Origin of the sequence: Allobosea sp. Tri-44 (assembly GCF_004123845.1) — a bacterium.
Classification (GTDB): Bacteria; Pseudomonadota; Alphaproteobacteria; order Rhizobiales; family Beijerinckiaceae; genus Allobosea.
Genome location: NZ_NBDP01000003.1, coordinates 486,050 through 509,943, shown reverse-complemented (window position 1 = coordinate 509,943; position 23,894 = coordinate 486,050). Strand labels below are relative to the sequence as shown.

Sequence of the window (23,894 nt, the reverse complement as noted above, 5' to 3'; positions counted from 1 at the left end):
ACGAAGACATCCCATGTCCATACATTGTCACCAACCCAAGCCGGTCCAGGCTCGCGACTGGCGTCAGGCTATGCGTCGCGGCCTCTTCGGTCGCTGCCCGCACTGCGGCGAGGGCCGGCTCTTCCGCGCCTTCCTGAAGCCGGTCGATTCCTGCGAGGCCTGCGGCGAGACCCTGCACCACCAGCGTGCTGACGATTTGCCGCCCTATATCGTCATCACCATCGTCGGCCATGTCGTCGTCGGCGGCATCCTGCTCGCTGAAAAGTACAGCAACTGGTCGATCGCGCTGCATCTCTGGGTCTGGCTGCCGCTGACCGTGCTGCTCAGCCTGGCGCTGATGCAGCCGGCGAAAGGCGCGGTCATCGGCCTGCAATGGGCGATGCGCATGCACGGCTTCGGCGGCGCCATGCCCAAGCCCGAGCGCCAGCCGGCGATGAAGGCCGTGGGCGGCCGATGAGCGACCACACCATCACCCTGACCCAGGCCGAGCGGGCCCGCACCGCAGTCAACCTGCGCCCGCGCGATGCCGCGACCATGCTGATCCTCGACCATTCGGGGAAAAAGCCCAGGGTGCTGATGGGCAAGCGCCATGCCGGCCACAAGTTCATGCCGGGCAAATACGTCTTCCCGGGCGGGCGCATCGAGGCGGGCGACCGCCGCATGGCCGCAAGCGGCGCCCTCGCCGGCCCCTGCGAGCAGCGTCTGCTCGCCCGCTGCGTGCGCCCGAGCGTCCAACGCGGCCGCGCGCTGGCTCTGGCTGCGATCCGCGAGACCTTCGAGGAGACCGGCCTGCTCTTCGGCAGCGCCGATTACGGCGCACCCGAGAACCCACCCGACGGCGTCTGGGCCGACTTCGCCGCCAGGGGCGTCTTCCCCGATCTCGGCGCCATCACCTTCGTCGCCCGCGCCATCACCCCGCCGCGCCGGCCCAAGCGCTTCGACACCCGCTTCTTCGCCGTCGATGCCCGCGCCGTCGCCGGCAAGGTCGAGGGCGTGATCGGCCCCGATTCGGAGCTGGTCGACCTCGTCTCCGTCACCTTCGACGAAGCCCGCGAACTCGACCTGCCGACCATCACCAAGGTGATCATCGCCGAGGTCGAGGAGCGGCTGAAGGCTGGTTTCGGCCAGCATCTGCCGGTTCCGTTCTATTGGGAGAAGCGTGGCAGCTTCGTACGCGAGTTGCTCTGACACCACCGGGCGGCGGAAAAACTGGTCCCCCGCCCGATATTCCTTGACTTGCCACCGCCGATACGGCATTCCCCGCCCATCGGATTGCCGGGCTCGCCCGGCCATTTTGTTTTTTGCGCGGGCCGACGGCGGCCCCATCTGTATCGAGGGCTCCGCCATGGCCAAGGCCGTGACCATCAAGATCAAGCTCATCTCGACCGCGGACACCGGGTACTTCTACGTGACCAAGAAGAACTCGCGCACCATGACCGAGAAGATGTCGAAGAAGAAGTACGACCCGGTCGCGCGCAAGCACGTCGAGTTCAAGGAAACCAAGATCAAGTAAGGGCTCCGCCCCTCACTTTCGATCTTTGTTGACGAAAGGCCGCCCTCTGGGCGGCCTTTTCGTTTGGGCCACACCGGGAATAAAGGCTGTCTGGCGACGATCGCCAAAACATAGCCCCCTTGCGAGGCACCTGGGATGAGCGGTAACAAGCGCCACCATTGCGTCCCCGAATTCCTCCGACAGGGCGGCGCACGCTGACGGGCGCCCACTTGGCTTCCGCCAAGATAGAGACGATTCGCTTGTCCCCCTTTCACGCCCTCCCGAAAGAGACGGCTACCCGAGCGATTTTCGTAGCCGTAAGCGCCGGGCGATACTTGAGCATTTGAAGGAGCAGCCGGTCAGCAGGCTCGCGCGCCAATGTAACGGATCAGGCGTTACGCAGGCTCGGCGTTGACCCGCTACGCAGCTCCTGGCGTTCAGCCGAAGTTGCGTATGATCAAGAACTGAGTTCAGTTCGAATGTGTGGTCAGCATCGCTGCCCACATGCGCGCGCGTCCGGTGGCGGCAGCTCCGACGCATGTCGACCAGTTTCCTGCGGCCTCGGCGCCCTCCGCTGCAGTGAGGGTTGCATCGATCTCAGGCTTAAGCTTGCCTAATCCAGCATCGATGCTTTGGAACTCCCGCAGGAGTGCAAGGCCAGCTTTGCAGCTCGCAGGGTTGCCAAGCAATACGGCTGGGTCGGTCAGCCGCGGCTCACGTTCCGCCACGGCAAGGACGCGTGCAGCACAAGCGAGTTCGAACTCGCCATAGCGTTCCGGTATGAGATCAAGCGCCGCAGCCACCAGCGCCTGATTTGTAACGAAACGCTGATCCGTCTCGACCACTGTGTTGATCCAGGCGGTATCAGCCCGGCACGGATAGGATAACGCCAACGACATCCCGGAAGCGGAAAAGACACGAGGGAGATTGGCCCTCTTCAATGCTTCGTCTAAATCCGCCCGAGCCATTTCGGGAGGTGACAGATTACCCGTCGGTAATTGCGTGGTCAGCATCGCTGCCCACATGCGCGCGCGTCCGGTGGCGGCAGCCGCAACGCAGGTTGCCCAATTCCCTGCGGCCTCTGCTCCCTCCGCTGCAGTGAGGGTTGCGTCGATCTCGGGCTTAAGACTGCCCAGTCCAGCATCGATGCGTTGGAACTCCCGCAGGAGCGCAAGACCAGCTTTGCAGCTCGCAGGGTTGCCACGTAATGCGGTGAGGTCAGCAAGGCGCGGCTCGCGTTCCACCACGGCATGGACGCGCGCAGCACAAGCGAGTTCGAACTCGCCATAGCGTTCCGGTATGAGATCAAGCGCCGCAGCCACCAGCGCCCGATTTCTAACGAAGCGCCGATCCGTCTCGACCACCGTATTGATCCAGGCGGTATCAGCCCGGCACGGATAGGATAACGCCAACGGCATCCCGGAGGCGGAAAAGACACGCGGTAGATTGGCCCTCTTCAATGCCTCGTCCAAACCCGCTTGAGCGAATTCGAGAGACAGCAGGTTACCTTCCGGCAGTTCTAACACGCTTCGGCACAACAATTTCTTGTCAGCAGCTACAGGCCTATAATTGGCAAGGTCATCTTTACTGGGCCACGAATCGAGCGTGAACGACACAATCGCGAACTCGGCGTTGAATCCGGCTACGTCAGCAAATACAGTTTCTTTGTATATGGCGCCCAATTTGGCAATATACGAAGCATCACAACCGATATTTGTTCTCGACATCGCCCTCAAATACGCGACCGACTGATAGTATTCTCTGTCAGTCCAGGCGTGTATCGAGGTTATATCGTCTGGAACATCGATAGTTCGATTGTCAGAATCTGTGAATTGAAACGACATGCTTGTACGAAACAGGCGTAAATCACCCTCGTTGAAGACGTTAATCTTCCCGACACCAAACCCCAACGGGGCCGAACCGATCGCCATTCGGGCGAGCCGCGACAAAGAGCTCGGATTGTCGTCGGCCCCGGTCAACGGAAGCCGCACAAGAAAAGCAAGCGACAGCACTGCCAATGCCAGCAGCATGCTCGACACCATAATGGGCCATGTTCGGGCTTGATCAGCTGTCGAAAGTGACTGGCGAGCAACGGTGAAGCGGTCAGGGATTGTCGATGTGGTGCAAACGCCAAACATGGCAATGCGGCGATCAGCAACAAGGCGATAGAGCCACGGACCGATCCACAGCCGCCGACCAAGCTCAAATGGGATCAGGGCCGGCCACAACAGCGGCAGGCGCCAAACCAGCGTGAGATAAAGTTCGTACCCGTCGTAGCGGCGGCCGTTGTGAAGATCGATGCCGACAAGGTCGGTCAAACCCTCGGCGAGAGTCACGCCGTGTTCAGCCGCAAAGGACGTATTGCGCCTGATGGGACGAAACTCGCATTGCCCAAAAATATCGATCCACGCAAGGAAGCGCACCGTGCGGTCGCAGAGATTACACCGGTCGTCGAACAGAATAGCCAGCGAAAGCGGTTTGCGTCCGACAAGCCATCGAGCAGGGAAGAAGAGCACAAACCAGAAAACGAGCTCATACCAGCCCAAGAATCTGAGCGGCAGCACGAATGTGCTGATCAGAAAAAAGGCGAGCCCCCACCCGATCACGAATGCGCGGAACAGCCTGCCCATCAACAAACCCGGCAGGACCAAGATGTACCACGCAAACATGCCATAGATCGAAATTCGGCTCAGGCTGACGACAAGCCACGGGCTGAATTGATACAGGCTCCATACTTGCTCGTAGAGATCCGGGTTTGAAAAGGGGGAGAGCATAACCCAGGCAATGACCATGCCTGAGAGCCAGGCTTCGTCGTGCAGGTGCCATGTGACCGAATAGATGCACACACAGTAATACGCAAAAAGAGAAGCAAATTTTGTAATGAGGAGACGCTCATTGCTTGGATCACCCGTAATCCGCCATTGCAATGAGATAGTCTTGGCAAGCAATCCGTACCTCGTTACGAGTAAGCTATCCGCGGATATACGCCGTCCAGCCGGTGCAAGCAGGAGTAGGAGCAAGACAATCGACATGACCATCGTGCCGAGCGTGGATGCACCGAGCAGGTTATCGACGAGAATGTTTGACGTCGACATGAGCAGGAAGACTGCAAGCGGCGTCATGAACCCGAACAGCACCCATAGCGCCATCAGCACCATCATGCCGGCCAGCGCCAAGGTTGAAGCGCTCCCAACCATCCAGCCGCTGATGAAGATTTCGCCATACCGTATCGTAGCCAAGAGCCCGACCGCGATTCGAGCGAGATCCACCATCGCAAAATCTGAAGTAAAATCATGCTCTGGGAACGCCCGCTTTCTTCGCAGAAAGCTGGCAAGAGCCATCAGCGGGCGCACGTCAGGCGCACCACTTCGGCGCAGAAGTTTGATAAAGCAGATACCCAGCATAACCACCGCTAGGAATACGATCAGCTCTTGAACCGGGTTACCATCTGAGAATGCGTAGCTCAAAACACAGCCATCCTGTCGGCCAGCACCAGCTTAACGATATCTAGCTATACCAAGTTGACTGGTCCATAAATCATGCTGATTGCCGACCAGTCTACAGCCCTCAAATTTCGCCAGCGCGTTTGGAGGCGCGCCAGGCAGCAGTGCAGGATCGGCCAACTGAGCCCCGTGGAGCGCTGTTTTCGGCAGAACCGGCGCTCGCCGATTCAAGCGTCCCAGGGTAGTCTGCCGATCTGGTACGGGCTTCAGCTCTAGAACGCCGGCTTCGGCACGAACAGGCAGAACGGCCGCTGCGACGGCGCGATCACCGTGCCCGTCAGCATTCCGCCGCTTCTGCAGACGTGGAAGCGCCCGTCCTTCGAGACGCGCGTTGCCTGCTCCGGCACGAAATGTCCGTCATGGGTGAGATACCCGCCCGGAACGATGCGTGGATCGGGTTCTTTCGCATCGGCATCGAGGCCCATCGGCCAGCAATCCCGGTCGCTGCAGCAATCATACGGGTACCAACTATGCGCGTAGACAGGCCCTCCGCCCCACGGCAACAGCGCGAGGCAGAGCGCCGATGCGATGATACGCATGGGTCGCTCCTTGGCGAGGATGTCAGGCCAGCATCTTCGCAGCCGAATAGCGGGGCATGCGAATCGTAGTCAGATTAGCATGAGACGACGACGGTTAATGAGGCCTTACGTCACTCGACTGCCTAATCTTCGGCCAGTATTTGCCGAGATCGACAGCTGATGACTTCAACGCGATCAGCGGTCCACTGTTCCGCTGCGACGTCGCTGGCGTCGGATGCTTCGATCTTTTACCCTGTCATCCGGACGCGGCACCGCTCGCCGTGTCGGCAGGAGCACCGTCTTGAACAGCCGTCCTGATCCAGCAGAACCGCATTCGCGCCCGGGGCTGTTGCGCGGCTTCCTGCGCCTGATCGTCGAGGTCGACGAGTCGCGCCGGTGGACGCATCGTCTGCGCGCCGCCCTGCTGCTGTTGCTGCTGCTCGCTGGCTTTGGCCTGCTCGGCTACTGGCTGCCCGAGTTGATCGAGCGCTATCGGCGCTGATCAGGCTGCGAGCCATACCACCGGAGAACGAGGTGGCCGGCCGACGACGGGGCTGAGGAGGCCAGGATCCCGCCATCGACCGGCCGAGCCCAGCGGTAACCCAGGAGATGCGGCGGAACCTGGGCTTCCGAAGGGCATTCCGGACGGCTGCGCGTGCAGCCGTTCTCTTGGAAATCACCCTACGTGGAAGCCTCTCCGAATCAATCGAATCCGATTGATTCACTATTATTCATCGAAACTTAACCCTACTTGGAAACCTTACCGGCCCGGCGGCTCGCAGGTCAGGCGGCGCTTGCCACGATCACGCGATTGCGGCCGGCGGCTTTCGCCCGATACACCGCCTCGTCGGCCCGCTTCATCATCTCGACCGGCCCGGCATCGCCTGCGCGCCGGCTGGCGACACCGATCGACACCGTCACCGTGATCGAGCGTTGGCCGCGCTGGATCTGGAAGGGCTCGCCCTCGACCCGCTGCCGAATCCGTTCCGCCACCGCCCGTGCCGCGTCGAGCGCGGTGTCCGGCAGGACGACGACGACCTCTTCGCCGCCCATGCGAGCCACCAGGTCGATGCCGCGCGTGCAGGCGCGGATCCGGTCGGCGAACTCGCGCAGCACCTCGTCGCCGGCGTCGTGGCCCCAGCTGTCGTTGACCACCTTGAAGCGGTCGACGTCGAGCACCAGCAGCGAGAGCGCCCTGGCCCGGAGCGCCGATTCGTCGAACAGCACCGACAGCCTGCTGTCGAGATAGCGGCGATTATGGAGACCGGTGAGCTGGTCCATCACCGCCATTTCCATCGAGGACTGCACGCTGTCGCGCAGCCGCTCGGCGAAGCGCTTGCGGCGAACCAGCGTCCGGGCGCGCGCCAGCAATTCGTTCCGGTCGATCGGCCGGACCAGGAAGTCATGCGCGCCGATCTCGAGGCCGCGCAGCACGCGGGAGCGGTCTTCAGCCTCACCGAGCAAAAGCACGGAAAGATTGCGGGTCCGCTCAAGCGAGCGCAGCTGGCTGCACAGCCTCAGGCCGTCATAATTTTTCAGGTCGAGGCTCACCAGCACGATTTCGAAATCGCCTTCGGCGGCGCGGGTAAGCGCCGCCTGCGCATCGGGCTCGGTCTCGATCGAATGGAAGGCGGAAAGCGCCTGGACCAGACGCTGGGCGATCAGGGGTCTGTCCTCGATCAGGAGGACGCGGCCATTGAGCCCGGTTTCGGCCGCGGCGGCCGCGAGCGGATCGGCGATGCCGAGCTGGCGCGAGGCGAGCGCACGCTGGCGCAATTCGTCCGTGACCGATTTGAGTCGCACCAGGCTGCGCACGCGGGCAAACAGCGCCGTGTCGTCGATCGGCTTGGTCAGGAAGTCGTCGGCGCCGGCATCGAGCCCCTTCAGGCGATCGCTCGGCTGGTCGAGCGCCGTGACCATGACGACCGGGATATGGGCCGTGGTCGCGCTGTTCTTCAGCCGGCGGCAGACCTCGAAACCGTTCATGCCCGGCATCATCACGTCGAGCAGGACGAGATCGGCCTCGCCGCGCTCGCAGATCGCCAGCGCCTCGATCCCGTTCGTCGCGGTAGCGACGTCGAAATACTCGGCGCTGAGCTTGGCTTCGAGCAGCTTCACATTCGCGGCGATGTCGTCGACGACCAGGACCCGGGCTGACATGGTTCAGCGCTTCCCTTCAGGCCGTGCCGACATAGGCGCGAACAGTCTCGAGGAACTTGCCGACCGAGATCGGTTTCGAGATATAGGCCTCGCAGCCGCCCTCCCGGATGCGCTCCTCGTCGCCCTTCATCGCGAAAGCGGTGACCGCGATGACCGGGATCGACTTCAGCGCATCGTCCTCCTTGATCCATTTGGTCACCTCCAGCCCCGAAACCTCCGGCAGCTGGATGTCCATCAGGATCAGGTCGGGCCGATGCGTGCGCGCCAGCTCGATCGCCTCGATACCGTCGGCCGTCTTGAGCGTCGCATAGCCATGGGCCTCCAACAGGTCGTTGAAGAGCTTCATGTTGAGCTCGTTGTCCTCGACGATCAGAACCGTCTTTGTCATCTGTCCCCCAGGGCCGCCCCGCCGGGCATCCAATAGACGGATTTCCCGGGCCGGCGGCCGCGTTCAGTGCTAGCCTTAGCATGCGAGCCGTTGACGAAACGCAAACCTGAAACCAGACTCTCCGATCATAGATGGTCATGCCGCACCCGATCACCAGCGAAGAAGCCGAGACGCTGGCACTCAAGGCCCTCGCCTTCCTCGCCTCCGAGCCTGAACGGCTGGAGCCATTTCTGGCCGTCACCGGCCTTGGCCCGGCCACCTTGCGGAGCGCCGCGCAGGAGCCCGGCTTCCTCCTCGGCGTGCTCGATCATCTCTGCGCCAGCGATTCGCTGCTGCTGGAGTTTGCCGGAAATCTCGGCTTGAATCCGGAGATCGTCGCGCAAGCGCGCGAAATCCTCGCCGGCCCGCCCGAAGCCTTCGAGCCATGATCCTGTCGGCGAGCGCCGCCAGCTCCGGCCGGGTGCTCTGCCGCGATTGCCTGCAGGACCGTGACGAGGCGCGTTCGGCGCCGGGCCTGCGCCGCTGCCCGGCCTGCGGCTCGCCGCGCCTCCTGCGCCATGCCGAGCGCGACAGCCTCCATCTTGCCCATATCGATTGCGACGCCTTCTATGCCGCGATCGAGAAGCGCGACGATCCCAGCCTGCTCGACAAGCCGGTGATCGTCGGCGGCGGCAAGCGCGGCGTGGTCTCGACCTGCTGCTACATCGCCCGCATGTCCGGCGTGCGCTCGGCCATGCCGATGTTCAAGGCGCTGAAGGCCTGCCCCGAGGCGATCGTGGTCAAGCCGAACATGGCGAAATACGTCGCTGTGGGACGCCAGGTCCGCAAGCTGATGCAGGAACTGACGCCGCTGGTCGAGCCGATCTCGATCGACGAGGCCTTCCTCGACCTCGGCGGTACCGAGCGGCTCCATCATGCCAGCCCGGCGCTGACCCTCGCCCGCTTCCAGCGCCGGATCGAGGACGAGATCGGCATCACCATCTCGGTCGGGCTGTCCTACGCCAAGTTCCTGGCCAAGGTTGCCTCCGATCTCGACAAGCCGCGCGGCTTCTCGATCATCGGCCAGGCCGAGGCTGTCGCCTTCCTCGCCCAAAAGCCGGTCGGGATGATCCCGGGCATCGGGCAGGCCGGCGCGGCGAAGCTCGGCCTCGCCGGTTTCCGCACCATCGGCGACCTCGCCAAGGCCGAGATCGCCACGCTTTATCGCCTGGTCGGCAAAGACGGGCCGCGTCTGAAGAATCTCGCGCTCGGCATCGACCCGCGCAAGGTCACGGTCGAGCACGAGGCCAAGACCGTCTCATCCGAGACGACGCTCGACGTCGACCTCGCCCGTTTCGAGGAGCTGGAGCCGATCCTCTGGCGCCTCTGCGAGAAGACCTCGCGAAGGCTGAAAGCACAGGAACTCGCCGGGCGCACCGTCACCCTCAAGCTCAAGACCCATGATTTCCACCTTATCACCCGCGCCACGCGCTTGCCCGAGCCGAGCCAGCTCGCGGCGCGGCTCTTTTCCGCCGGGCGCGACCTGCTCAGACGCGAATGCACCGGGCCACGCTACCGGCTGATCGGCATCGGCATGAGCGATTTCTCCGATCCGGCCGAAGCCGATCGCGGCGATCTCGCCGACCTGCAGACGCCGAAGCTGAAGGCGATGGAAAACGCCCTCGACACGGTCCGCGCCAAGTTCGGCGATGCCGCGATCGAGAAGGGCCTGTCGCTGCGCGATACGCGCAGGGCTACTTCGCGCACTCGCTCGCCGGAAGCAGATCCAGACGGGTGAGCGTGCCGCGCAGCGCGAACGAGCCGTAATCGAGCCGGATCGCGCCGGTGACGCCGTTCTCGTAGAGCTCGAAGGAGACGGTATAGGCCGGCGTGCTCTCGCCCGAGCCGACCTTGAAATAGGAGATCGTCACCGGCCAGCGCGCGAGCTTCTCGAATTCCGGCTTGCGCAGCGGCGCCTCGGCCGCCGGCGTCGCGATCTTGCGGCCGATCACCGAGAGCGTGTCGTAGACGTCCTTGCCGGAATTGGCGCCGTCATAGAGGCGGACATTGAAGGTGTTCTGCCCGGCCCGCGCCGCCTTGATCACCGCCTTCATCTGCTCGTTCGGGAACATCGCCGCGCTCGCCTCGCGATGCATCTCGGCCTTGGGCGCGCGCAGGCTGACCTCATAGCCGGCGTCGCCCTTCTTGGCCGTGCCGTCGACGATGTCAGCCGGCGCACCGGCGGCAGAGCTTTCGGTCTTGAAGCGATAGCTCTTGGCGTCGCCTTCCTCATAGCTCGTGGTGCGCGCATCGATCACGCGCGGCCCGCCTTCACTGGTGAGTTCCGTGACCTGGCGGAAGGAGAGCGCGTAGCCGTCGCAGGCGTCGCCGGAGAAGTCGAAGGCGATGCGGCCGCGCGCCGTGGTGATGTCGCGCGACGGCTTGCCGTCGTCGAGCGCGAGATCATAGACCGCCCGGTGCGGCACCAGCACGACGCGATCGGCAGGATTTTGCGCCCAGGCCCCAGTGGCCGCCATCACCGCCAGGCCTGCGATCCCGCCGCGATACGTCTTCATGCCGATCCTCGATTCGCGCTCTGCTTAAGTCGAACTGCAGCCCGATCGAATCTAGGTGCATTGCGGCAATGGCGCAAACAAGGCGGGGCGGAGGCCGCTCGTTCCGCCGGTCACTGTTGCGTGGGTTCCAGCGCGGCCCTGGCTGCAGCGAGGATCTCGTCCGACAATGCCTCGTCGTCGACCATGCGGGAGAGGACGAGCGCGCCGACCAGCGTAGCGTAGCTCGCAATGGCACTGGCCCTTCGCTCCTCCTCGGTTTCGCCCGGCGCGATGGCGGACATGCCCCCAATCGCCGTGCGCACGCCCTCCGTCGCAGCCAGACGCGATGCCCCGCCCTGTCGCACGACATCGCAACCGAGCGCCGCGACCGGACAGCCATGGCCAGGATCGTCGCGATGCGATGGCGACAGATAGCGGCTGGCGATCGCCTGCAGCGGCGCTTGCGGGTCTGCCGCCTTCGCCTCGCTGGTCCACCGATTGGCGTTCGCGAAGGCGCGGCCGAGCGCCTGCGCAGCGAGATCATCCTTCGACGTGAAATGCCCATAGAAGCCGCCATGGGTCAGGCCGACCGCCTTCATCACATCGGCAACGCCGACTCCGTCGAAACCGCGCTCGCGAAACAGTGTCGCCGCCGTTTCGAGAATGCGCTCGCGGTTCTCTGCCATCTGTTCGCGGCTGACGCGCATCGGTCCGCTCCTTTGAAATCCAAAATCCAGCTCTTGACTCTTTATATGATCAGTATCATGTAAATTCAATCATGATGATCATCATGAAAAACATGATGTCGAACCCGAACAGGAGATGGACATGGCTACGCAGCAGCTCGGCACCGCCCTCATCACCGGCGCATCGACCGGGATCGGCGCCGTCTACGCCGACAGATTGGCCCGCCGCGGCTATGACCTCATCCTCGTCGCCCGCGATGAGGCGCGCCTTTCCGCGCTCGCCGAGCGCCTCGGCCGCGAGACCGGCCGCAAGGTCGAATGGCTGAAGGCCGATCTGACGGCCAAGGCAGATCTCGCTCAGGTCGAGCAGCGCCTGCGCGAGGATCAGAGCCTGACCGTGCTGGTCAACAATGCCGGCATGTCCGTCGCTGGCACGCTGGTCGAAGGCGATATCGACCGCTTCCAGACCATGATCGAGCTCAATGTCATCGCACCGACCCGCCTCGCCGCCGCGGCCGCCCGCAATTTCGCCGCCCGCAAGCAAGGCGCCATCATCAACATCGCTTCGGTGCTGGCGCTCGCGCCGGAACTGTTCAACGGCAGCTACAGCGGCACCAAGGCCTATGTGCTGAACCTCAGCCTCTCATTGCAGAAGGAGCTCGAGGCCGCCGGCGTCCGCGTCCACGCCGTGTTGCCGGGCGCCACCCGCACCGAGATCTGGGCCCGGGCCGGTGTCAATGTCGACGGCTTCCCGCCCGAAATGGTGATGGAGGTCGACGATATGGTCGATGCGGCCCTGGTCGGCTTCGACCAGGGCGAGCTCGTCACCATCCCCTCGCTGCCGGATCCGGCCGACTTCGAGCGCTACAGCGCAGCGCGGCTGGCGCTTGGCCCCAATCTCTCGCGCAACCGGCCGGCCGAGCGCTACCGCACGGTGCGTGCCGACGCCGCCTGATTCCGCCCTGCTCGGCAGGCACATCGGCCAAGCCGCGTCGCGCTTGCGACCCGGCTTGGCATCGGCGATGAAAGGCTCCTGTTCAGATCCGGTCAGGAGCCTCTCCGATGAACGCCGTCGACACCAAGCTCGCCGCCCTCGGCATCACCCTGCCCGCCCCGGCCGCCCCGGTCGCGAACTATGTGCCCTATGTCATCACCGGCAATCTGCTGATCATCTCCGGCCAGATCTGCTTCGGCCTCGATGGCAAGCTCTCCGACGCGCATAAGGGCAAGCTCGGCGCCGAGATCTTCAACGAGGCCGGGCTCGAGGCGGCCAGGCTCTGCGCCATCAACGTGCTGGCCCAGGCCAAGGCGGCGCTCGGCGGCGATCTCGGTCGGATCGTGCGTTGCGTGCGCCTCGGCGGCTTCATCAACGCCGCCCCGCATTTCGCCGCATTGCCGGCGATCATGAACGGCGCCTCCGACTTCATGGTCGAGGTGCTCGGCGATGCCGGCCGCCATGCCCGCTCGACCGTCGGCGTCGCCAACCTGCCGGCCGATGCCGCCGTCGAGGTCGAAGCCATGTTCGAGATCGCCTGATGGCAGCTGAAGCCTGGCTCACCACCCGCCCGATCGCGCATCGTGGTCTGCACGATGCCGCCGGCGGCGTGATCGAGAACTCGCTCTCGGCGGCCGCCGGCGCGATCGCCGGCAATTTCGCCATCGAATGTGACATCCAGCTCAGCGCCGACGAGGATGCGATCGTCTTCCACGACTTCGTTCTCGACCGTCTCACGGCCGAGACCGGCCGCGTCGACGCCCGCAAGGCGGCCGAGCTCGCGCAGATCGGGCTGAAGGGCGCGAGCGACCGCATCCCGACCCTGCCCGCCTTCCTCGACGCCATCGGCGGCCACACCCCCCTGGTGATCGAGGTGAAGAGCCGCTTCGACGGCGATCTGCGGCTGGCGAAGCGCACCGCGGAGATCCTCGCCGGCCACAAGGGCCAGCCGATCGTGCTGAAATCCTTCGATCCTGTGATCGTGGCGGCCTTGCGCGAGCTCGCGCCCGGCTTCGCCCGCGGCATCGTCGCGATGAACGAGTACGGCTATGCCGACTACGACCATCTCTCGGCCGGGCAGAAGCACGCGCTCGCCAACCTCCTGCATTTCGAGGAGAGCCGGCCGGACTTCGTCTCCTGGAAGGTCGCCGACCTGCCGAGCGCCGCGCCCTTCCTCTGCCGCAAGGCGCTGGGCCTGCCGCTGATGAGCTGGACGGTGCGCACGCCGGAAGATCGCGCCCGCGCCGCCGAGCATGCCGACCAGATGGTCTTCGAGGGCTTTCTGCCTTGAGCGAAACCGGTCTGCGCGAGGGCCTCAGAGTCCGCGTCGCGACCTCGCTGAAAAGCGTCCCGGCCGCAGACTGGGACGCCTGCGCCAATCCGTGCGCCGGCCGGCCGCTTGAATCGGCATCCGAACAAGCGGATTCAATCTCTCAAGCAGACCCGGACAACCCCTTCGTTTCGCACGCTTTTCTGCGCGCGCTGGAAGAGAGCGGCTGCGTCGGCGGCCGCACTGGCTGGTCGCCGGCCTATCTCCTGGTCGAAGATGCCGAAGACCGCCTGATCGCCGCCGCGCCGTCCTTCGTGAAAGGTCACAGCCAGGGCGAATACGTCTTCGACCACAGCTGGGCCGAAGCCTATATGCGCGCCGGTGGCCGCTACTATCCTAAGATCCAGGTCGCCGCCCCGTTCACGCCCGCGACCGGCCCGCGCCTGCTCGTCGCCGACGGGCCGCAGGCAGCCGAGGCGCGCGAGGCCCTGATCGCCGGGCTGGACGCACTTCGCGAGCAGGTTCGCGGCTCGTCGATCCATGTCACCTTCGCGCAGGAGCCGGACATGACGGCGCTGCTGGAAGCTGGCTTCCTCGAGCGCCACGACATCCAGTTCCATTGGCAGAACCAGGGCTTCGACAGCTATGACGACTTCCTCGCGACACTGACCTCGCGCAAGCGCAAGGCGCTGAAGCGCGAGCGGCGCGAAGCGCTCTCCGCCGGGATCGAGGTCGCGGTGCTCTCCGGCTCGGACCTCACCGAAAGCGTCTGGGACGATTTCCACGCCTTCTACGAGGACACCGGCTCGCGCAAATGGGGCCGGCCCTATCTCAACCGCCGCTTCTTCTCCGAGATCGGGCAGCGCATGGGCGAGCGCGTGGTGCTGGTGCTCGCCCGCCGTGCCGGCCGCAATATCGCCGGCGCCATCAATTTCCGCGGCGGCAACACGCTTTATGGCCGCAACTGGGGCTGCATCGAGGACCACCCTTTCCTGCATTTCGAGCTCTGCTACCACCAGGCGATCGACTATGCGATCGCGCTCAAGCTCGCCCGCGTCGAGGCCGGCGCCCAGGGCGAGCACAAGCTTGCACGCGGCTATCGCCCGGTGATCACCCGCTCGGCCCATCTCCTCGCCGATCCAGGCCTCGCCCGCGCCGTCGCCGCCTATCTGCCCGGCGAACGGCGTGAGATCAGCTCTGCAGTGGCCGCGCTTGCGCAGGAGAGCCCCTTCCGCAAGGCTGGCGACAGCTGACCTCCCCAGCCCACCAACGACCGGAACCTGCGCGATGACCGCCTATGATCCCAGCAACATCTTCGCCAAGATCCTGCGCGGCGAATTGCCGGCCCACCGCGTCTACGAGGACGATCGGGCGCTCGCTTTCCTCGACATCATGCCGCGCGCCACCGGCCACACGCTGGTGATCCCGAAGAACCCGGCCCGCAACCTCCTCGACATCGATCAGGGCGACCTCGGCTATGTCGCAGGAATCGCGCAGCGCATCGCCCGGGCGCAGATGGCCGCCTTCGCCGCCGACGGCATCACCGTGCAGCAGTTCAACGAGAGCGCCGGCGGCCAGGTCGTCTTCCATTTGCACGTCCACGTCATCCCGCGCCATGAGGGTGTCGCAATGAAACCGCCCGCCAGCGAGATGGCGAAACCCGAGGACCTCGCGGCCGCCGCGGAAAAAATTCGGGCGGCGCTGAAAAATCTTTGAGGGGCATGTCACGCGGGCGCTGGCTGCCTCGTCCTGTCTTCATCACCACCTGATGGAGACGACGATGACCCAGCGCCTCAACGGCTTCCAGACCGCCCCCGACGCCTACAAGGCCATGCTCGGCCTGCAGGACTACGTGAACCAGTCGAAGCTGGAGCACAGCCTGCTCGAGCTGGTGAAGATCCGGGCGTCGCAGATCAACCGCTGCGCTTACTGCCTGCACATGCACATCGCCGATGCGCGCAAGGCCGGCGAGAGCGAAGCCCGGATCAACCTGCTCAGTGCCTGGGAAGAGTCGGAGCTCTACACCCCGCGCGAACGCGCCGTCCTGCGCTGGACCGAAGAGCTGACACGGCTCGTCGACCGCAGCCCGAGCGACGAGGCCTTCGCCGAACTGCGCGAGCATTTCGACGAGAAGGATTGCGTCGACCTCTCGGTCGCCATCGGCATGATCAATCTCTGGAACCGGATCAATTGCGGCTTCCGCACCCTGCATCCGAACGATCGTCGCCGCGAGAAGGTCGCCGCCTGAAGCCACGCCGACATAAGCCTGCTGGCTCGGTGATCGCCGAGCCAGACCTGCCACAGTCCGAAAGCCCCGTCATGAGCAAGCGCCTCAACCCCTACGTCACTGCCCCCGACACCATGAAGCCGATGATCGCGCTCGAAGCCTCGATCAAGGAGAGTGGCCTCGAACACAGCCTGATCCATCTGGTGAAGATGCGGGCATCGCAGATCAATGGCTGCGCCTATTGCCTGCACATGCATTCGTCCGACGCGATCAAGGAGGGCGAGAGCCCGGCCCGCCTCTTCCTGCTCGACGCCTGGCACGAGTCGGCGCTCTATACCCCTCGCGAGCGCGCCGCCCTCGCCTGGACCGATGCGCTGACGCTGATCTCGCAGAGCCATGCGCCGGACGAGGCCTATGAGGACGTGCTCAGCGAGTTCAGCCCGGAGGAAACCGTGAAGCTCACTCTGCTTATCGGCACGATCAACACCTGGAACCGGATCGCGATCGGCTTCCGCACGAGCCATCCCAACGACCGACCGGCCAAATCCGAAATGACGGCCGCCTGAGGCAACCACCATGACCGCCCCGGACGATATCTTCGAGACGCATCGCCGCTTCCTGACCCGCCTCGCCTATCGCATGCTCGGCTCGGTCAGCGATGCCGAGGATATCGTCCAGGAAGCCTGGCTGCGCTGGCGCGATGTACCGCAGGACGCGGTCGAGACACCACGCGCCTATCTTGCCCGCACCGTCACGCGCCTCTGCCTCGACCAGATGAAATCCGCTCGCAGCAAGCGCGAATTCTATGTCGGCGCCTGGTTGCCGGAGCCTCTGGTCGAGGAGATCGGCGCCGGCGAATCCGATGTCGACACCCAGCTCGACGCACCGATCGCGCTGATGCTGGCGCTCGAACGGCTCACGCCGCTTGAGCGCGCCGCCTTCCTGCTGCACGACGTCTTCGATCTGGATTTCGCCGAGATCGCCCGCACCATCGACCGCAGCGAGAGCGCCTGCCGCCAGCTCGCCAAGCGCGCCCGCGAGCATGTCCGCATCGACATGCCGCCACGCAACAAGGTCGACCCCGCCGATGCGAAGCGTTTCGTCGAGGCCTTCTTCAAGGCCGCCCACAAGGCCGACACCAGCGATCTGCAGACCTTGCTCGCCCAGGATGTCGCCTTCCATAGCGACGGCGGCGGCAAGGTGCTGGCGGTGCTCAACCCACTCTATGGCATCGACCGCGTCCTGCGCTTCTTCGCCGGCATCGCCAACAAGGTCGCCCATCTGCACAAGACGACCACGCTGTACAAGCCGGTGCTGATCAACGGCATGCCGGGCTATCTCAGCCTCGAACGCGGCGAGACCCTGCAGGCGACCGCTCTCGACATCCGCGACGGGCGCGTCCACGCGATCTACGTCGTGCGCAATCCCGACAAGCTCCGTCACATCTCGCTGGCGGCGGGTTGAGAGCGCGCCCGTGTCGACGCAGCTCGGCTTTCAGCCCAGCCACACGGCGCCGCCGATCAGCACCGCTTCACCGATGACCACCGCCAGCATCACCTTGCGCCGGTCGATGAGTACGACCGTCACGGCGACGGCGAGCGCCGCCAGCCTGACCGCAAGCGGCACGCCGGCGAGCGCGCCTGGCGCCGCCAGCACCAGCTTGGCCACCACGCCGGCGAGCAGCGCCGTCGCGACCAATCTCACCCATTCGAGCCAAGGCGAATTCTCGTCCAGCCGGCGCGCGAAGACGACGGCGAGCCAGCGCCAGATCTCGGTCGGCAGCACCGCGAACAGGAGCAGTGCGAGATAGGGCCACCACGGCCCGTCGAGAAAGGCGATCGGCAGCGTCATCCGCCTGCCTTTGGCGCCTTGCGCCAGCGCTGCACGAAGAAGGCGACGCTGCCGCCGACGACGCCGCTGGCGATCAGGTCGAAGCCGCCGCCAATCGCCCAGCTCGCCGCCGGCCCAAGCGCGAGGCCGAGCCCGATCGCGACCTTGTCGCCGAGGCCGCGGATGCCGGCTGTCATCGAGCTCAGGAAGAAGATCGGCGTCAGGCAGAGCAGCCCGGCCGCGACCGGTGCCGGCACCACCCCGGCGAGCTGGAAGCCAATGAAAGTGGTGAACGAGCTGACGACGATCAGGGCATTGGCGAAGCCGAGGAAATAGGGCACGCGCTGCTCGGGCGGCATCGCCGGCAGGCGCCTGAGACTTTCGACCCAGGAGGTCACCGCGACATAATGGGCGAGCAGCAGCTGCGTTCCGATCCCCTGTCCCGGGCGGCGCAGCAGCGGCAGCAGCGCCACGGTCATCGGCAGGAAGCGCAGCGAGGCGAAGCCGATCGCCAGCGCGATCGCGCTCCAGGCGGCGCCGGCCGCGATCGAGGCGAAGAACAGCACCTGCGACGGGCCGGCCCAGACCAGGATCGTCGAGAGCACGGCTGCCTCGACCGGATAGCCGACATCTCGCGCCAGCGAGCCGACGCCCATCAGCGAAAGCCCGACCACCCAGGCCGGGAGCATCACGGCATCGCGAAAGCCGGAGAAGGCCGGCCGCATCCAGGCGCTGCGGGCGGGTTTGCTCATGCCGCAAGAGACGCAGGCGAGCGCCCGTCTATTCTCGAAGGCAGGGATGCTCTGGAAGGCTGGATCATCGGACCCGCTGAAACGAAACACGGCCCGCAGCAATTGCGGGCCGTTTCGCTTAGAGCGCATCGCGCCTGCAGCACGACAGCCCCAAGACCGCGAGTCTGCCCTGCATCCGGCGCAAATCGGATCAGAAGCTCTTCATCGCCAGGCCCATCAGCTCGTTCCCGAAGTCGACGATCTCCTTGGGCACGCCGCCGACGGCGCGATAGCCAAGCCAGAGCAGATAGAAGAAGGCCGGAACCAGGATCCAGCCCAGCACCTCCTCGAAGACGATGCGACGCCGGCGGCGGCGCGCCCGCTTCTCGAACCAGCCGAGCTTCTCTTTTGGAGCGGGTGCCGCCGCTTGCGCGGCGACCTCCTCGTTCTGTGCCCAGGCGCTGGCGGGCTTGCGTTTGAAGAACACCGGATCAGGCCTTGGTCAGCGGAACTTTCGGCACGGTGCGCACGCTCCGCGCCGCCTTGGGCGGCTCGACCGGAGCATCCGGCTTCGGACCGCGCTTCGCGCCACCCGGCCCGGCCACCTTGGCCTTGCCCGGTGTCTTGCTTGGCCCTTTGGCCCGCGGCTTGCGCGTGCGCTTCTCGGCCGCGGCGGCCACGTCCTTCTCCGGCTTCGGCTTGACCGGCCCGTCGGGGAATTCGAGGCCGAGCACCTTGATGCCGGTCTCGGACTGGATCACCACGACCTTGACCGCGCCACCGTTCTTCAGCCGGCCGAACAGCACCTCGTCGGCGAGCGGCGTCTTGATCGTCTGCTGGATCAGGCGGGCCATCGGCCTCGCGCCCATTGCTTCGTCATAGCCGTTCTCGACCAGCCATTCGCGCGCCTCGTCCGAGAGCTCGATGGTGACGTTGCGGTCGGCGAGCTGCGCCTCGAGTTGCAGCACGAACTTGTCGACGACGCGCGCCACGACCGTCTTCGGCAGGTGGCCGAAGGAGATCGTCGCGTCGAGCCGGTTGCGGAACTCCGGCGCGAACAGCTTGTTGATCGCGTCGGTGTCGTCGCCCTCGCGCTTGCTGCGGGTAAAGCCATAGGCGTTGCGCGCCATGTCGGCTGCTCCGGCATTGGTGGTCATGATCAGGATGACGTTCCTGAAATCGACCTGCTTGCCGTTGTTGTCGGTCAGCTTGCCGTGGTCCATCACCTGCAGGAGGATGTTGAACAGGTCCGGATGGGCCTTCTCGATCTCGTCGAGCAGCAGCACGCAATGCGGATGCTGGTCGATCTGATCGGTCAAGAGGCCGCCCTGGTCGAAGCCGACATAGCCGGGAGGCGCGCCGATCAGCCGCGAGACGGTGTGGCGCTCCATGTATTCCGACATGTCGAAGCGCACGAGCTCGACGCCGAGCGAGGAGGCGAGCTGGCGCGCGACCTCGGTCTTGCCGACGCCGGTCGGGCCGGCGAAGAGGTAGCAGCCGATCGGCTTCTCGCCGTCGCGCAAACCGGCCCGGGCGAGCTTGATCGAGGAGGACAGCGCCTCGATCGCCTTCTCCTGGCCGTAGACGGTGCGCTTCAGCGTGGTCTCGAGGTTGCGCAGCACCTCGGCATCGTCCTTGGAGACGGTCTTGGCCGGGATGCGCGCCATGGTCGCGACCGCCGCCTCGATCTCCTTGACGCCGATCGTCTTCTTGCGCTTGGCCTCGGTCACCAGCATCTGCGAGGCGCCGGTCTCGTCGATCACGTCGATCGCCTTGTCCGGCAGCTTGCGGTCATGGATGTAGCGCGCCGACAATTCCACCGCCGCCTTGATGGCGTCGTTGGTGTAGCGCAGCTTGTGGAACTCCTCGAAATAGGGCTTCAGCCCCTTCAGGATCTCGATCGTATCCGGGACCGAAGGCTCGTTGACGTCGATCTTCTGGAAGCGGCGCACCAGCGCCCGGTCCTTCTCGAAATACTGGCGGTATTCCTTGTAGGTGGTCGAGCCGATGCAGCGCAGCCCGCCCGAGGCGAGCGCCGGCTTGAGCAGGTTCGAGGCATCCATCGCACCGCCCGAGGTCGCACCGGCGCCGATCACCGTGTGGATCTCGTCGATGAACATGATTGCCTTGGGATGCGCCTCGATCTCCTTCATCACCTGCTTGAGGCGTTCCTCGAAATCGCCGCGATAGCGCGTGCCGGCGAGCAGCGTGCCCATGTCGAGCGAGAAGACGGTCGCGTCCTCCAGCACCTCGGGCACTTCGCCGCGCACGATCTTGAGGGCGAGGCCCTCCGCGATCGCCGTCTTGCCGACGCCGGGATCGCCGACCAGCAATGGATTGTTCTTCTGCCGGCGGCAGAGAATCTGGATCGTGCGCTGCACCTCGGCCTCGCGGCCGATCAGCGGATCGATGCGCCCGTCCCTCGCCTTGCGGTTGAGGTTGACGCAATAAGCGTCGAGCGCGCTTTCCTTTTTCTTCTTGTCCTTGTCGGCGTCATTGCCGGAGTCGGAGCGCTGCTCGCGCTGCTGCTCGGGCTCTTCCTCAGCGCCGCGCACCGGCCGGCTCTCGCCGGCGCCGGGGCGCTTGGCAATGCCGTGGCTGATGTAGTTGACCGCGTCGTAGCGGGTCATGTCCTGCTCCTGCAGGAAGTAGGCGGCGTGGCTCTCGCGCTCGGCGAACATCGCCACGAGCACGTTGGCCCCTGTCACCTCCTCGCGGCCGGACGACTGGACATGGATCACCGCGCGCTGGATCACGCGCTGGAAGCCGGCGGTCGGCTTGGAATCGTCGCGTCCGTCGGTGACGAGATTGGTCAGCTCCGCGTCGATATAGTCGACGAGGTTGCGACGCAGCGTGTCGAGATCGACGCTGCAGGCGCGCATCACCGCGGCGGCGTCCTGGTCGTCGACCAGCGCCAGCAGCAGATGCTCCAGTGTCGCATATTCATGATGGCGTTCATTGGCGAGCGCGAGGGCCCGATGAAGCGCCTGTTCGAGGCTGCGCGAGAAGCTCGGCAAGGTCAGCGCTCCCAATCCAGTTTCGAGAGGATGATGTTCAAAGCTACTTTTTCTCCATCACGCATTGCAGCGGATGCATATGCTTACGGGCAAGGTCCATCACCAGGGTGACCTTGGTCTCAGCGACCTCGTAGGTGAAGACGCCACATTCGCCGACGCCGTTCTGATGGACATGCATCATGATGCGCGTCGCCTCGGCCCGGTCCTTGTTGAAGAACCGCTCCAGCACGTGCACCACGAACTCCATCGGGGTGTAATCATCATTGAGGATCAGCACGCGATAGAGGTTCGGCTTGCGCGTGCGGGTGCGGGTGAGCACGGCGGTGCCGGCACGGTCGCCATCGGTGGGGGCCGACGGCGGACGCGGCTTCGAGGCCAGCTGCGGCGCGTAGGCGGACGCGATCCCGCGCGGCGCGAGGCCGGCTGGCAGGTCCTGATCGATCGGCGTGGTGGCTGCGTGGCTCAAGGTGTCCGTCCCGAAGGCTGACCTCAAGATAGTGCTTCGCTCACGAATTTACAGACGTCGCAGCGGCTTCGCCAGCCCGTTGCAACCGCAGACCACAAAGAAGTGCCGCTGCGGGCTCGGTGAAGCCGGGCAGCGGCGGAGAATCGGAAGGTAAGCTGTGGCACAGCGTCAGGTACGCCAGCGCAGTCGCTCCGGTGCGAGCGTGTTGCTGAACGCCTTTCCTTCATGGCGAGCGGCAGCATAATCCCGCTTCAGGCGGAAATACCATTGCCCCAGCCGGTCGGCCTGTCCGAGTAGCAGCATGGTCGGCTTGCGCTCCAGCCCCTGCTGGGCCAGTTCGAGAATCCGCTGATCCTGCCGCAGGAAAGCGCGCCCGGCCCATCCGATCAGCGGCGCGAGCGGCATGAGCTGGGGCAGGTCCGAGAGCAGCACATTGGTGAGCAGCGTCCGGCGCGCATCGATCGGCGTGGCGAAGGTCGCGTTGATGATCGAGCGTTCGCCCATGCGGATGCGCTCGATCCGCTGCCCCGGCAGCAGGAAGTCGACCTCGGTCTGCGGCCGGCCGAGCAGGCGGTAGCCGCGCGAATTCGCCGCCGCCTTGTGCGCCTTCATCCGGAAGCCGAAGGGAAGCGGCTCGAAATCCTTGATCTTCTCCCGCGCCGTCGCTGTCGGCCGCCACCACCAGGAATTGTGGACATAGCCAACATGGCCCGGGTCGATCAGGCTGAGCACGCACAAATCATAGGACGCCTCGACCAGGACCGACACGGCAACCCGGCAGCGAGTCGCACCCGCCAGGGTGAGCGCCGGTACCGGCGGCGCCTCGGCCAACCCCGCGCCCATATAGAGCCAGATGATGCCGTCGCTCTCGCGGACCGGAAATTCGCCGACCTTGACCTGGCCGGGATCGGTGACGTCGCCATCGACCAATGTCGGCATCGCCTGGCAACGGCCATCGGCGCCGAAGCGCCAGCCATGGAAGGGACAGGTGATCGCGGTGCCGTCGAACTGACCTCCCGACAATGGCGCGCCGCGATGCGGACAACGGTCGCGCAAGGCAAAGAGCCGGCCGGCCTTCGTGCGGCCGATGACGATCTGGTCGCCGAGGACCGTCACGCTCGCCATCGCGCCCGGCGCCAGGCTGCCGGCGCTCCGGGCGCAGTACCAGGCTTCCCGGGGCGGTTCCCGGAACTCGCTCGCCGGAGGCGCCTCCGCAGAGGTCCGCGCATCTCCGGTCGTCGTCGAACTGCTCATTGCGGCCTCTGGCTCCTGCCGCGGCCTCAAGCGGATCACGGTGGCCGCAAGCAACCGCCCGCCAGTTGCAAGGGCATTGCCGGGAGGGACGCTCGGCCTGGAACATGGCCACAAATGCAAAGAAGCCCGGCCGGGGCCGGGCTTCTCGAAATCGTCTGGCAATCAGCTGCGGCCGACAAAAATCAGCCGCTTGCCGAAATCACTTGGCCGCGGTCGGGACGGCCTTGGCGACGATGCCCTCGAACGGCTTGTAGGCGTCCTTGGCGATCGCGGCATAGAGCTCGCCGATCTTGGTGACCTGGGCGACATAGCCCTCGAAAGCGGTCTTGACGTAGTCCGACTGGATCTCGATCGCCTTGTCGAGCGTCTTGACGCCGGCAAGCTTCTCGATCGTGGCCGTGCCGGCCTCGAACGACTTCTTGGCATAGTCGGTCGCCTCGACGGCGAGCGCCTGCACGCCCTTCGAGGTGGCGCCGAACGCCTTCAGGGCCGCATCGACGTTCTCTTTGGAAGCCTTCTGGATGGTCTCGAACTGCTGGATCATCGTTTCCTCCGACGCTCGCGGGCGCCGCCTCTGCTGACGAGCCGAAATGGCCCGGGTTCCGTGCCCCCAAGGTCAGATGAAGAGATCCATCACCGGGGCGCTTCTGATATTGTGCACCGCAACATAAAAGTCAACATCGCACTGCAATGCACCAAACGCAGAGCCCCCCAGCGTGCATTGGCGACGGTTTGCAACCAGACAGCTTCGAACATCGCTTTTGGCGCTTAACTCCTCCGTAACCGCATCCACCTAACCTCCTCTCCTGTGTCCTTCGCGCCAC

The 23,894-nt window shown here is 65.0% G+C and carries 27 protein-coding genes; 14 read left to right on the top strand and 13 right to left on the bottom strand.

The annotated features are described in order from the left end of the window. Positions 1–13: 13 nt before the first annotated feature. From B6S44_RS02570 to rpmG, 3 genes are all read left to right on the top strand, one after another. Positions 14–457 carry a DUF983 domain-containing protein gene (locus B6S44_RS02570; protein WP_110489348.1) on the top strand — a complete coding sequence of 148 codons (444 nt, stop codon included), beginning with the start codon at positions 14–16 and terminating at the stop codon, positions 455–457. Next, entirely contained in the window at positions 454–1,188 is a 735-nt protein-coding gene (locus B6S44_RS02565; RefSeq protein ID WP_129155182.1) for an NUDIX hydrolase, read from the top strand. Before B6S44_RS02570 ends, B6S44_RS02565 begins: the two co-directional genes overlap by 4 nt. Before the next feature lie 157 nt (positions 1,189–1,345). Then, positions 1,346–1,513 (top strand): 50S ribosomal protein L33, encoded by a 168-nt coding sequence (gene rpmG / locus B6S44_RS02560; protein WP_091828458.1) that lies wholly within the window; start codon positions 1,346–1,348, stop codon positions 1,511–1,513. A gap of 449 nt (positions 1,514–1,962) precedes the next feature. Here rpmG and B6S44_RS02555 read toward each other — a convergent pair whose 3' ends face one another. Both B6S44_RS02555 and B6S44_RS02550 read right to left on the bottom strand, forming a co-directional pair. Continuing rightward, positions 1,963–4,959 (bottom strand): thiol-disulfide oxidoreductase DCC family protein, encoded by a 2,997-nt coding sequence (locus B6S44_RS02555; RefSeq protein WP_129155181.1) that lies wholly within the window; start codon positions 4,957–4,959, stop codon positions 1,963–1,965. A gap of 248 nt (positions 4,960–5,207) precedes the next feature. Then, complete coding sequence (locus tag B6S44_RS02550) at positions 5,208–5,534, bottom strand: hypothetical protein (protein WP_248309398.1); 327 nt, start codon at positions 5,532–5,534, stop codon at positions 5,208–5,210. A gap of 280 nt (positions 5,535–5,814) precedes the next feature. Between B6S44_RS02550 and B6S44_RS02545 the strand changes: the two genes are divergently transcribed. Further along, positions 5,815–6,015: a hypothetical protein gene (locus tag B6S44_RS02545; RefSeq protein WP_129155180.1), complete on the top strand. Its 201-nt coding sequence runs from the start codon at positions 5,815–5,817 to the stop codon at positions 6,013–6,015. A 281-nt stretch (positions 6,016–6,296) separates the two neighbouring features. Here B6S44_RS02545 and B6S44_RS02540 read toward each other — a convergent pair whose 3' ends face one another. Continuing rightward, complete coding sequence (locus B6S44_RS02540; RefSeq protein ID WP_129155179.1) at positions 6,297–7,673, bottom strand: PleD family two-component system response regulator; 1,377 nt, start codon at positions 7,671–7,673, stop codon at positions 6,297–6,299. A gap of 16 nt (positions 7,674–7,689) precedes the next feature. After that, a complete protein-coding gene (locus B6S44_RS02535) occupies positions 7,690–8,061 on the bottom strand; it encodes a response regulator (RefSeq protein ID WP_126110694.1) in 372 nt (123 codons plus the stop codon). 137 nt (positions 8,062–8,198) lie between these two features. On the opposite strand from B6S44_RS02535, the gene B6S44_RS02530 reads away from it, so the two are divergent. Continuing rightward, on the top strand, positions 8,199–8,489 hold the full coding sequence (locus tag B6S44_RS02530; protein ID WP_129155570.1) for a DUF3572 domain-containing protein: 291 nt from the start codon (positions 8,199–8,201) through the stop codon (positions 8,487–8,489). Next, the gene (locus tag B6S44_RS02525; RefSeq protein WP_129155178.1) at positions 8,486–9,838 is read left to right on the top strand and encodes a DNA polymerase IV; all 1,353 of its coding nucleotides are present in this window, start codon (positions 8,486–8,488) and stop codon (positions 9,836–9,838) included. Before B6S44_RS02530 ends, B6S44_RS02525 begins: the two co-directional genes overlap by 4 nt. Here B6S44_RS02525 and B6S44_RS02520 read toward each other — a convergent pair. Together B6S44_RS02520 and B6S44_RS02515 are read right to left on the bottom strand one after the other, a co-directional pair. Further along, positions 9,795–10,616, bottom strand: a complete 822-nt coding sequence (locus tag B6S44_RS02520; RefSeq protein ID WP_129155177.1) for a cell envelope integrity EipB family protein — start codon at positions 10,614–10,616, stop codon at positions 9,795–9,797. The two genes, B6S44_RS02525 and B6S44_RS02520, sit on opposite strands and share 44 nt — an antisense overlap. Positions 10,617–10,726: 110 nt before the next feature. Continuing rightward, the gene (locus tag B6S44_RS02515; protein ID WP_129155176.1) at positions 10,727–11,302 is read right to left on the bottom strand and encodes a TetR/AcrR family transcriptional regulator; all 576 of its coding nucleotides are present in this window, start codon (positions 11,300–11,302) and stop codon (positions 10,727–10,729) included. Positions 11,303–11,423: 121 nt separating this feature from the next. Here B6S44_RS02515 and B6S44_RS02510 point away from each other — a divergent pair, with 121 nt between their 5' ends. The 8 genes from B6S44_RS02510 to B6S44_RS02475 all read left to right on the top strand — a co-directional run bounded on the left by B6S44_RS02510 (position 11,424) and on the right by B6S44_RS02475 (position 17,236). Beyond that, positions 11,424–12,236, top strand: coding sequence for an SDR family NAD(P)-dependent oxidoreductase (locus B6S44_RS02510; protein WP_129155175.1), 813 nt, complete (start codon positions 11,424–11,426; stop codon positions 12,234–12,236). Positions 12,237–12,343: 107 nt separating this feature from the next. Next, positions 12,344–12,817 carry a RidA family protein gene (locus B6S44_RS02505; RefSeq protein WP_129155174.1) on the top strand — a complete coding sequence of 158 codons (474 nt, stop codon included), beginning with the start codon at positions 12,344–12,346 and terminating at the stop codon, positions 12,815–12,817. Continuing rightward, positions 12,817–13,566, top strand: coding sequence for a glycerophosphodiester phosphodiesterase family protein (locus B6S44_RS02500; RefSeq protein ID WP_129155173.1), 750 nt, complete (start codon positions 12,817–12,819; stop codon positions 13,564–13,566). Before B6S44_RS02505 ends, B6S44_RS02500 begins: the two co-directional genes overlap by 1 nt. 11 nt (positions 13,567–13,577) lie before the next feature. Continuing rightward, a complete protein-coding gene (locus B6S44_RS02495; protein WP_129155569.1) occupies positions 13,578–14,798 on the top strand; it encodes a GNAT family N-acetyltransferase in 1,221 nt (406 codons plus the stop codon). 34 nt (positions 14,799–14,832) lie between these two features. Continuing rightward, complete coding sequence (locus B6S44_RS02490) at positions 14,833–15,261, top strand: HIT family protein (RefSeq protein ID WP_129155172.1); 429 nt, start codon at positions 14,833–14,835, stop codon at positions 15,259–15,261. A gap of 64 nt (positions 15,262–15,325) precedes the next feature. After that, on the top strand, positions 15,326–15,793 hold the full coding sequence (locus B6S44_RS02485) for a carboxymuconolactone decarboxylase family protein (protein WP_129155171.1): 468 nt from the start codon (positions 15,326–15,328) through the stop codon (positions 15,791–15,793). A gap of 71 nt (positions 15,794–15,864) precedes the next feature. Continuing rightward, positions 15,865–16,338 carry a carboxymuconolactone decarboxylase family protein gene (locus tag B6S44_RS02480; protein ID WP_129155170.1) on the top strand — a complete coding sequence of 158 codons (474 nt, stop codon included), beginning with the start codon at positions 15,865–15,867 and terminating at the stop codon, positions 16,336–16,338. 10 nt (positions 16,339–16,348) lie between these two features. Next, complete coding sequence (locus tag B6S44_RS02475) at positions 16,349–17,236, top strand: sigma-70 family RNA polymerase sigma factor (RefSeq protein WP_129155169.1); 888 nt, start codon at positions 16,349–16,351, stop codon at positions 17,234–17,236. 30 nt (positions 17,237–17,266) lie between these two features. Here B6S44_RS02475 and B6S44_RS02470 read toward each other — a convergent pair whose 3' ends face one another. The 7 genes from B6S44_RS02470 to B6S44_RS02440 all read right to left on the bottom strand — a co-directional run bounded on the left by B6S44_RS02470 (position 17,267) and on the right by B6S44_RS02440 (position 23,614). Further along, positions 17,267–17,623 carry an AzlD domain-containing protein gene (locus B6S44_RS02470; protein WP_129155168.1) on the bottom strand — a complete coding sequence of 119 codons (357 nt, stop codon included), beginning with the start codon at positions 17,621–17,623 and terminating at the stop codon, positions 17,267–17,269. Further along, positions 17,620–18,354 (bottom strand): AzlC family ABC transporter permease, encoded by a 735-nt coding sequence (locus tag B6S44_RS02465; RefSeq protein WP_164985693.1) that lies wholly within the window; start codon positions 18,352–18,354, stop codon positions 17,620–17,622. Before B6S44_RS02465 ends, B6S44_RS02470 begins: the two co-directional genes overlap by 4 nt. A gap of 190 nt (positions 18,355–18,544) precedes the next feature. After that, positions 18,545–18,820, bottom strand: a complete 276-nt coding sequence (locus B6S44_RS02460; RefSeq protein ID WP_129155166.1) for a hypothetical protein — start codon at positions 18,818–18,820, stop codon at positions 18,545–18,547. 4 nt (positions 18,821–18,824) lie between these two features. Beyond that, on the bottom strand, positions 18,825–21,350 hold the full coding sequence (gene clpA / locus B6S44_RS02455) for an ATP-dependent Clp protease ATP-binding subunit ClpA (protein ID WP_129155165.1): 2,526 nt from the start codon (positions 21,348–21,350) through the stop codon (positions 18,825–18,827). Between the two features lie 43 nt (positions 21,351–21,393). After that, positions 21,394–21,729 carry an ATP-dependent Clp protease adapter ClpS gene (clpS, locus tag B6S44_RS02450; protein WP_248309434.1) on the bottom strand — a complete coding sequence of 112 codons (336 nt, stop codon included), beginning with the start codon at positions 21,727–21,729 and terminating at the stop codon, positions 21,394–21,396. A 255-nt stretch (positions 21,730–21,984) separates the two neighbouring features. Continuing rightward, the gene (locus B6S44_RS02445; RefSeq protein ID WP_129155164.1) at positions 21,985–23,070 is read right to left on the bottom strand and encodes an aromatic ring-hydroxylating oxygenase subunit alpha; all 1,086 of its coding nucleotides are present in this window, start codon (positions 23,068–23,070) and stop codon (positions 21,985–21,987) included. 199 nt (positions 23,071–23,269) lie between these two features. Next, on the bottom strand, positions 23,270–23,614 hold the full coding sequence (locus B6S44_RS02440; RefSeq protein WP_129155163.1) for a phasin family protein: 345 nt from the start codon (positions 23,612–23,614) through the stop codon (positions 23,270–23,272). Positions 23,615–23,894 lie beyond the last annotated feature (280 nt).

Excerpts from the sequence above, each read along its gene's own strand:
- rpmG (WP_091828458.1), top strand. The coding sequence starts at position 1,346 with ATGGCCAAGGCCGTGACCATCAAGATCAAGCTCATCTCGACCGCGGAC.
- B6S44_RS02520 (WP_129155177.1), bottom strand. The coding sequence starts at position 10,616 with ATGAAGACGTATCGCGGCGGGATCGCAGGCCTGGCGGTGATGGCGGCC.
- B6S44_RS02465 (WP_164985693.1), bottom strand. The coding sequence starts at position 18,354 with ATGAGCAAACCCGCCCGCAGCGCCTGGATGCGGCCGGCCTTCTCCGGC.
- B6S44_RS02445 (WP_129155164.1), bottom strand. The coding sequence starts at position 23,070 with ATGAGCAGTTCGACGACGACCGGAGATGCGCGGACCTCTGCGGAGGCG.
- B6S44_RS02550 (WP_248309398.1), bottom strand. The coding sequence starts at position 5,534 with ATGCGTATCATCGCATCGGCGCTCTGCCTCGCGCTGTTGCCGTGGGGC.
- B6S44_RS02440 (WP_129155163.1), bottom strand. The coding sequence starts at position 23,614 with ATGATCCAGCAGTTCGAGACCATCCAGAAGGCTTCCAAAGAGAACGTC.
- B6S44_RS02510 (WP_129155175.1), top strand. The coding sequence starts at position 11,424 with ATGGCTACGCAGCAGCTCGGCACCGCCCTCATCACCGGCGCATCGACC.
- B6S44_RS02570 (WP_110489348.1), top strand. The coding sequence starts at position 14 with ATGTCCATACATTGTCACCAACCCAAGCCGGTCCAGGCTCGCGACTGG.
- B6S44_RS02530 (WP_129155570.1), top strand. The coding sequence starts at position 8,199 with ATGCCGCACCCGATCACCAGCGAAGAAGCCGAGACGCTGGCACTCAAG.
- B6S44_RS02485 (WP_129155171.1), top strand. The coding sequence starts at position 15,326 with ATGACCCAGCGCCTCAACGGCTTCCAGACCGCCCCCGACGCCTACAAG.
- B6S44_RS02490 (WP_129155172.1), top strand. The coding sequence starts at position 14,833 with ATGACCGCCTATGATCCCAGCAACATCTTCGCCAAGATCCTGCGCGGC.
- B6S44_RS02475 (WP_129155169.1), top strand. The coding sequence starts at position 16,349 with ATGACCGCCCCGGACGATATCTTCGAGACGCATCGCCGCTTCCTGACC.
- B6S44_RS02480 (WP_129155170.1), top strand. The coding sequence starts at position 15,865 with ATGAGCAAGCGCCTCAACCCCTACGTCACTGCCCCCGACACCATGAAG.
- B6S44_RS02535 (WP_126110694.1), bottom strand. The coding sequence starts at position 8,061 with ATGACAAAGACGGTTCTGATCGTCGAGGACAACGAGCTCAACATGAAG.
- B6S44_RS02505 (WP_129155174.1), top strand. The coding sequence starts at position 12,344 with ATGAACGCCGTCGACACCAAGCTCGCCGCCCTCGGCATCACCCTGCCC.
- B6S44_RS02540 (WP_129155179.1), bottom strand. The coding sequence starts at position 7,673 with ATGTCAGCCCGGGTCCTGGTCGTCGACGACATCGCCGCGAATGTGAAG.
- B6S44_RS02525 (WP_129155178.1), top strand. The coding sequence starts at position 8,486 with ATGATCCTGTCGGCGAGCGCCGCCAGCTCCGGCCGGGTGCTCTGCCGC.
- B6S44_RS02565 (WP_129155182.1), top strand. The coding sequence starts at position 454 with ATGAGCGACCACACCATCACCCTGACCCAGGCCGAGCGGGCCCGCACC.
- B6S44_RS02500 (WP_129155173.1), top strand. The coding sequence starts at position 12,817 with ATGGCAGCTGAAGCCTGGCTCACCACCCGCCCGATCGCGCATCGTGGT.
- B6S44_RS02515 (WP_129155176.1), bottom strand. The coding sequence starts at position 11,302 with ATGCGCGTCAGCCGCGAACAGATGGCAGAGAACCGCGAGCGCATTCTC.
- B6S44_RS02470 (WP_129155168.1), bottom strand. The coding sequence starts at position 17,623 with ATGACGCTGCCGATCGCCTTTCTCGACGGGCCGTGGTGGCCCTATCTC.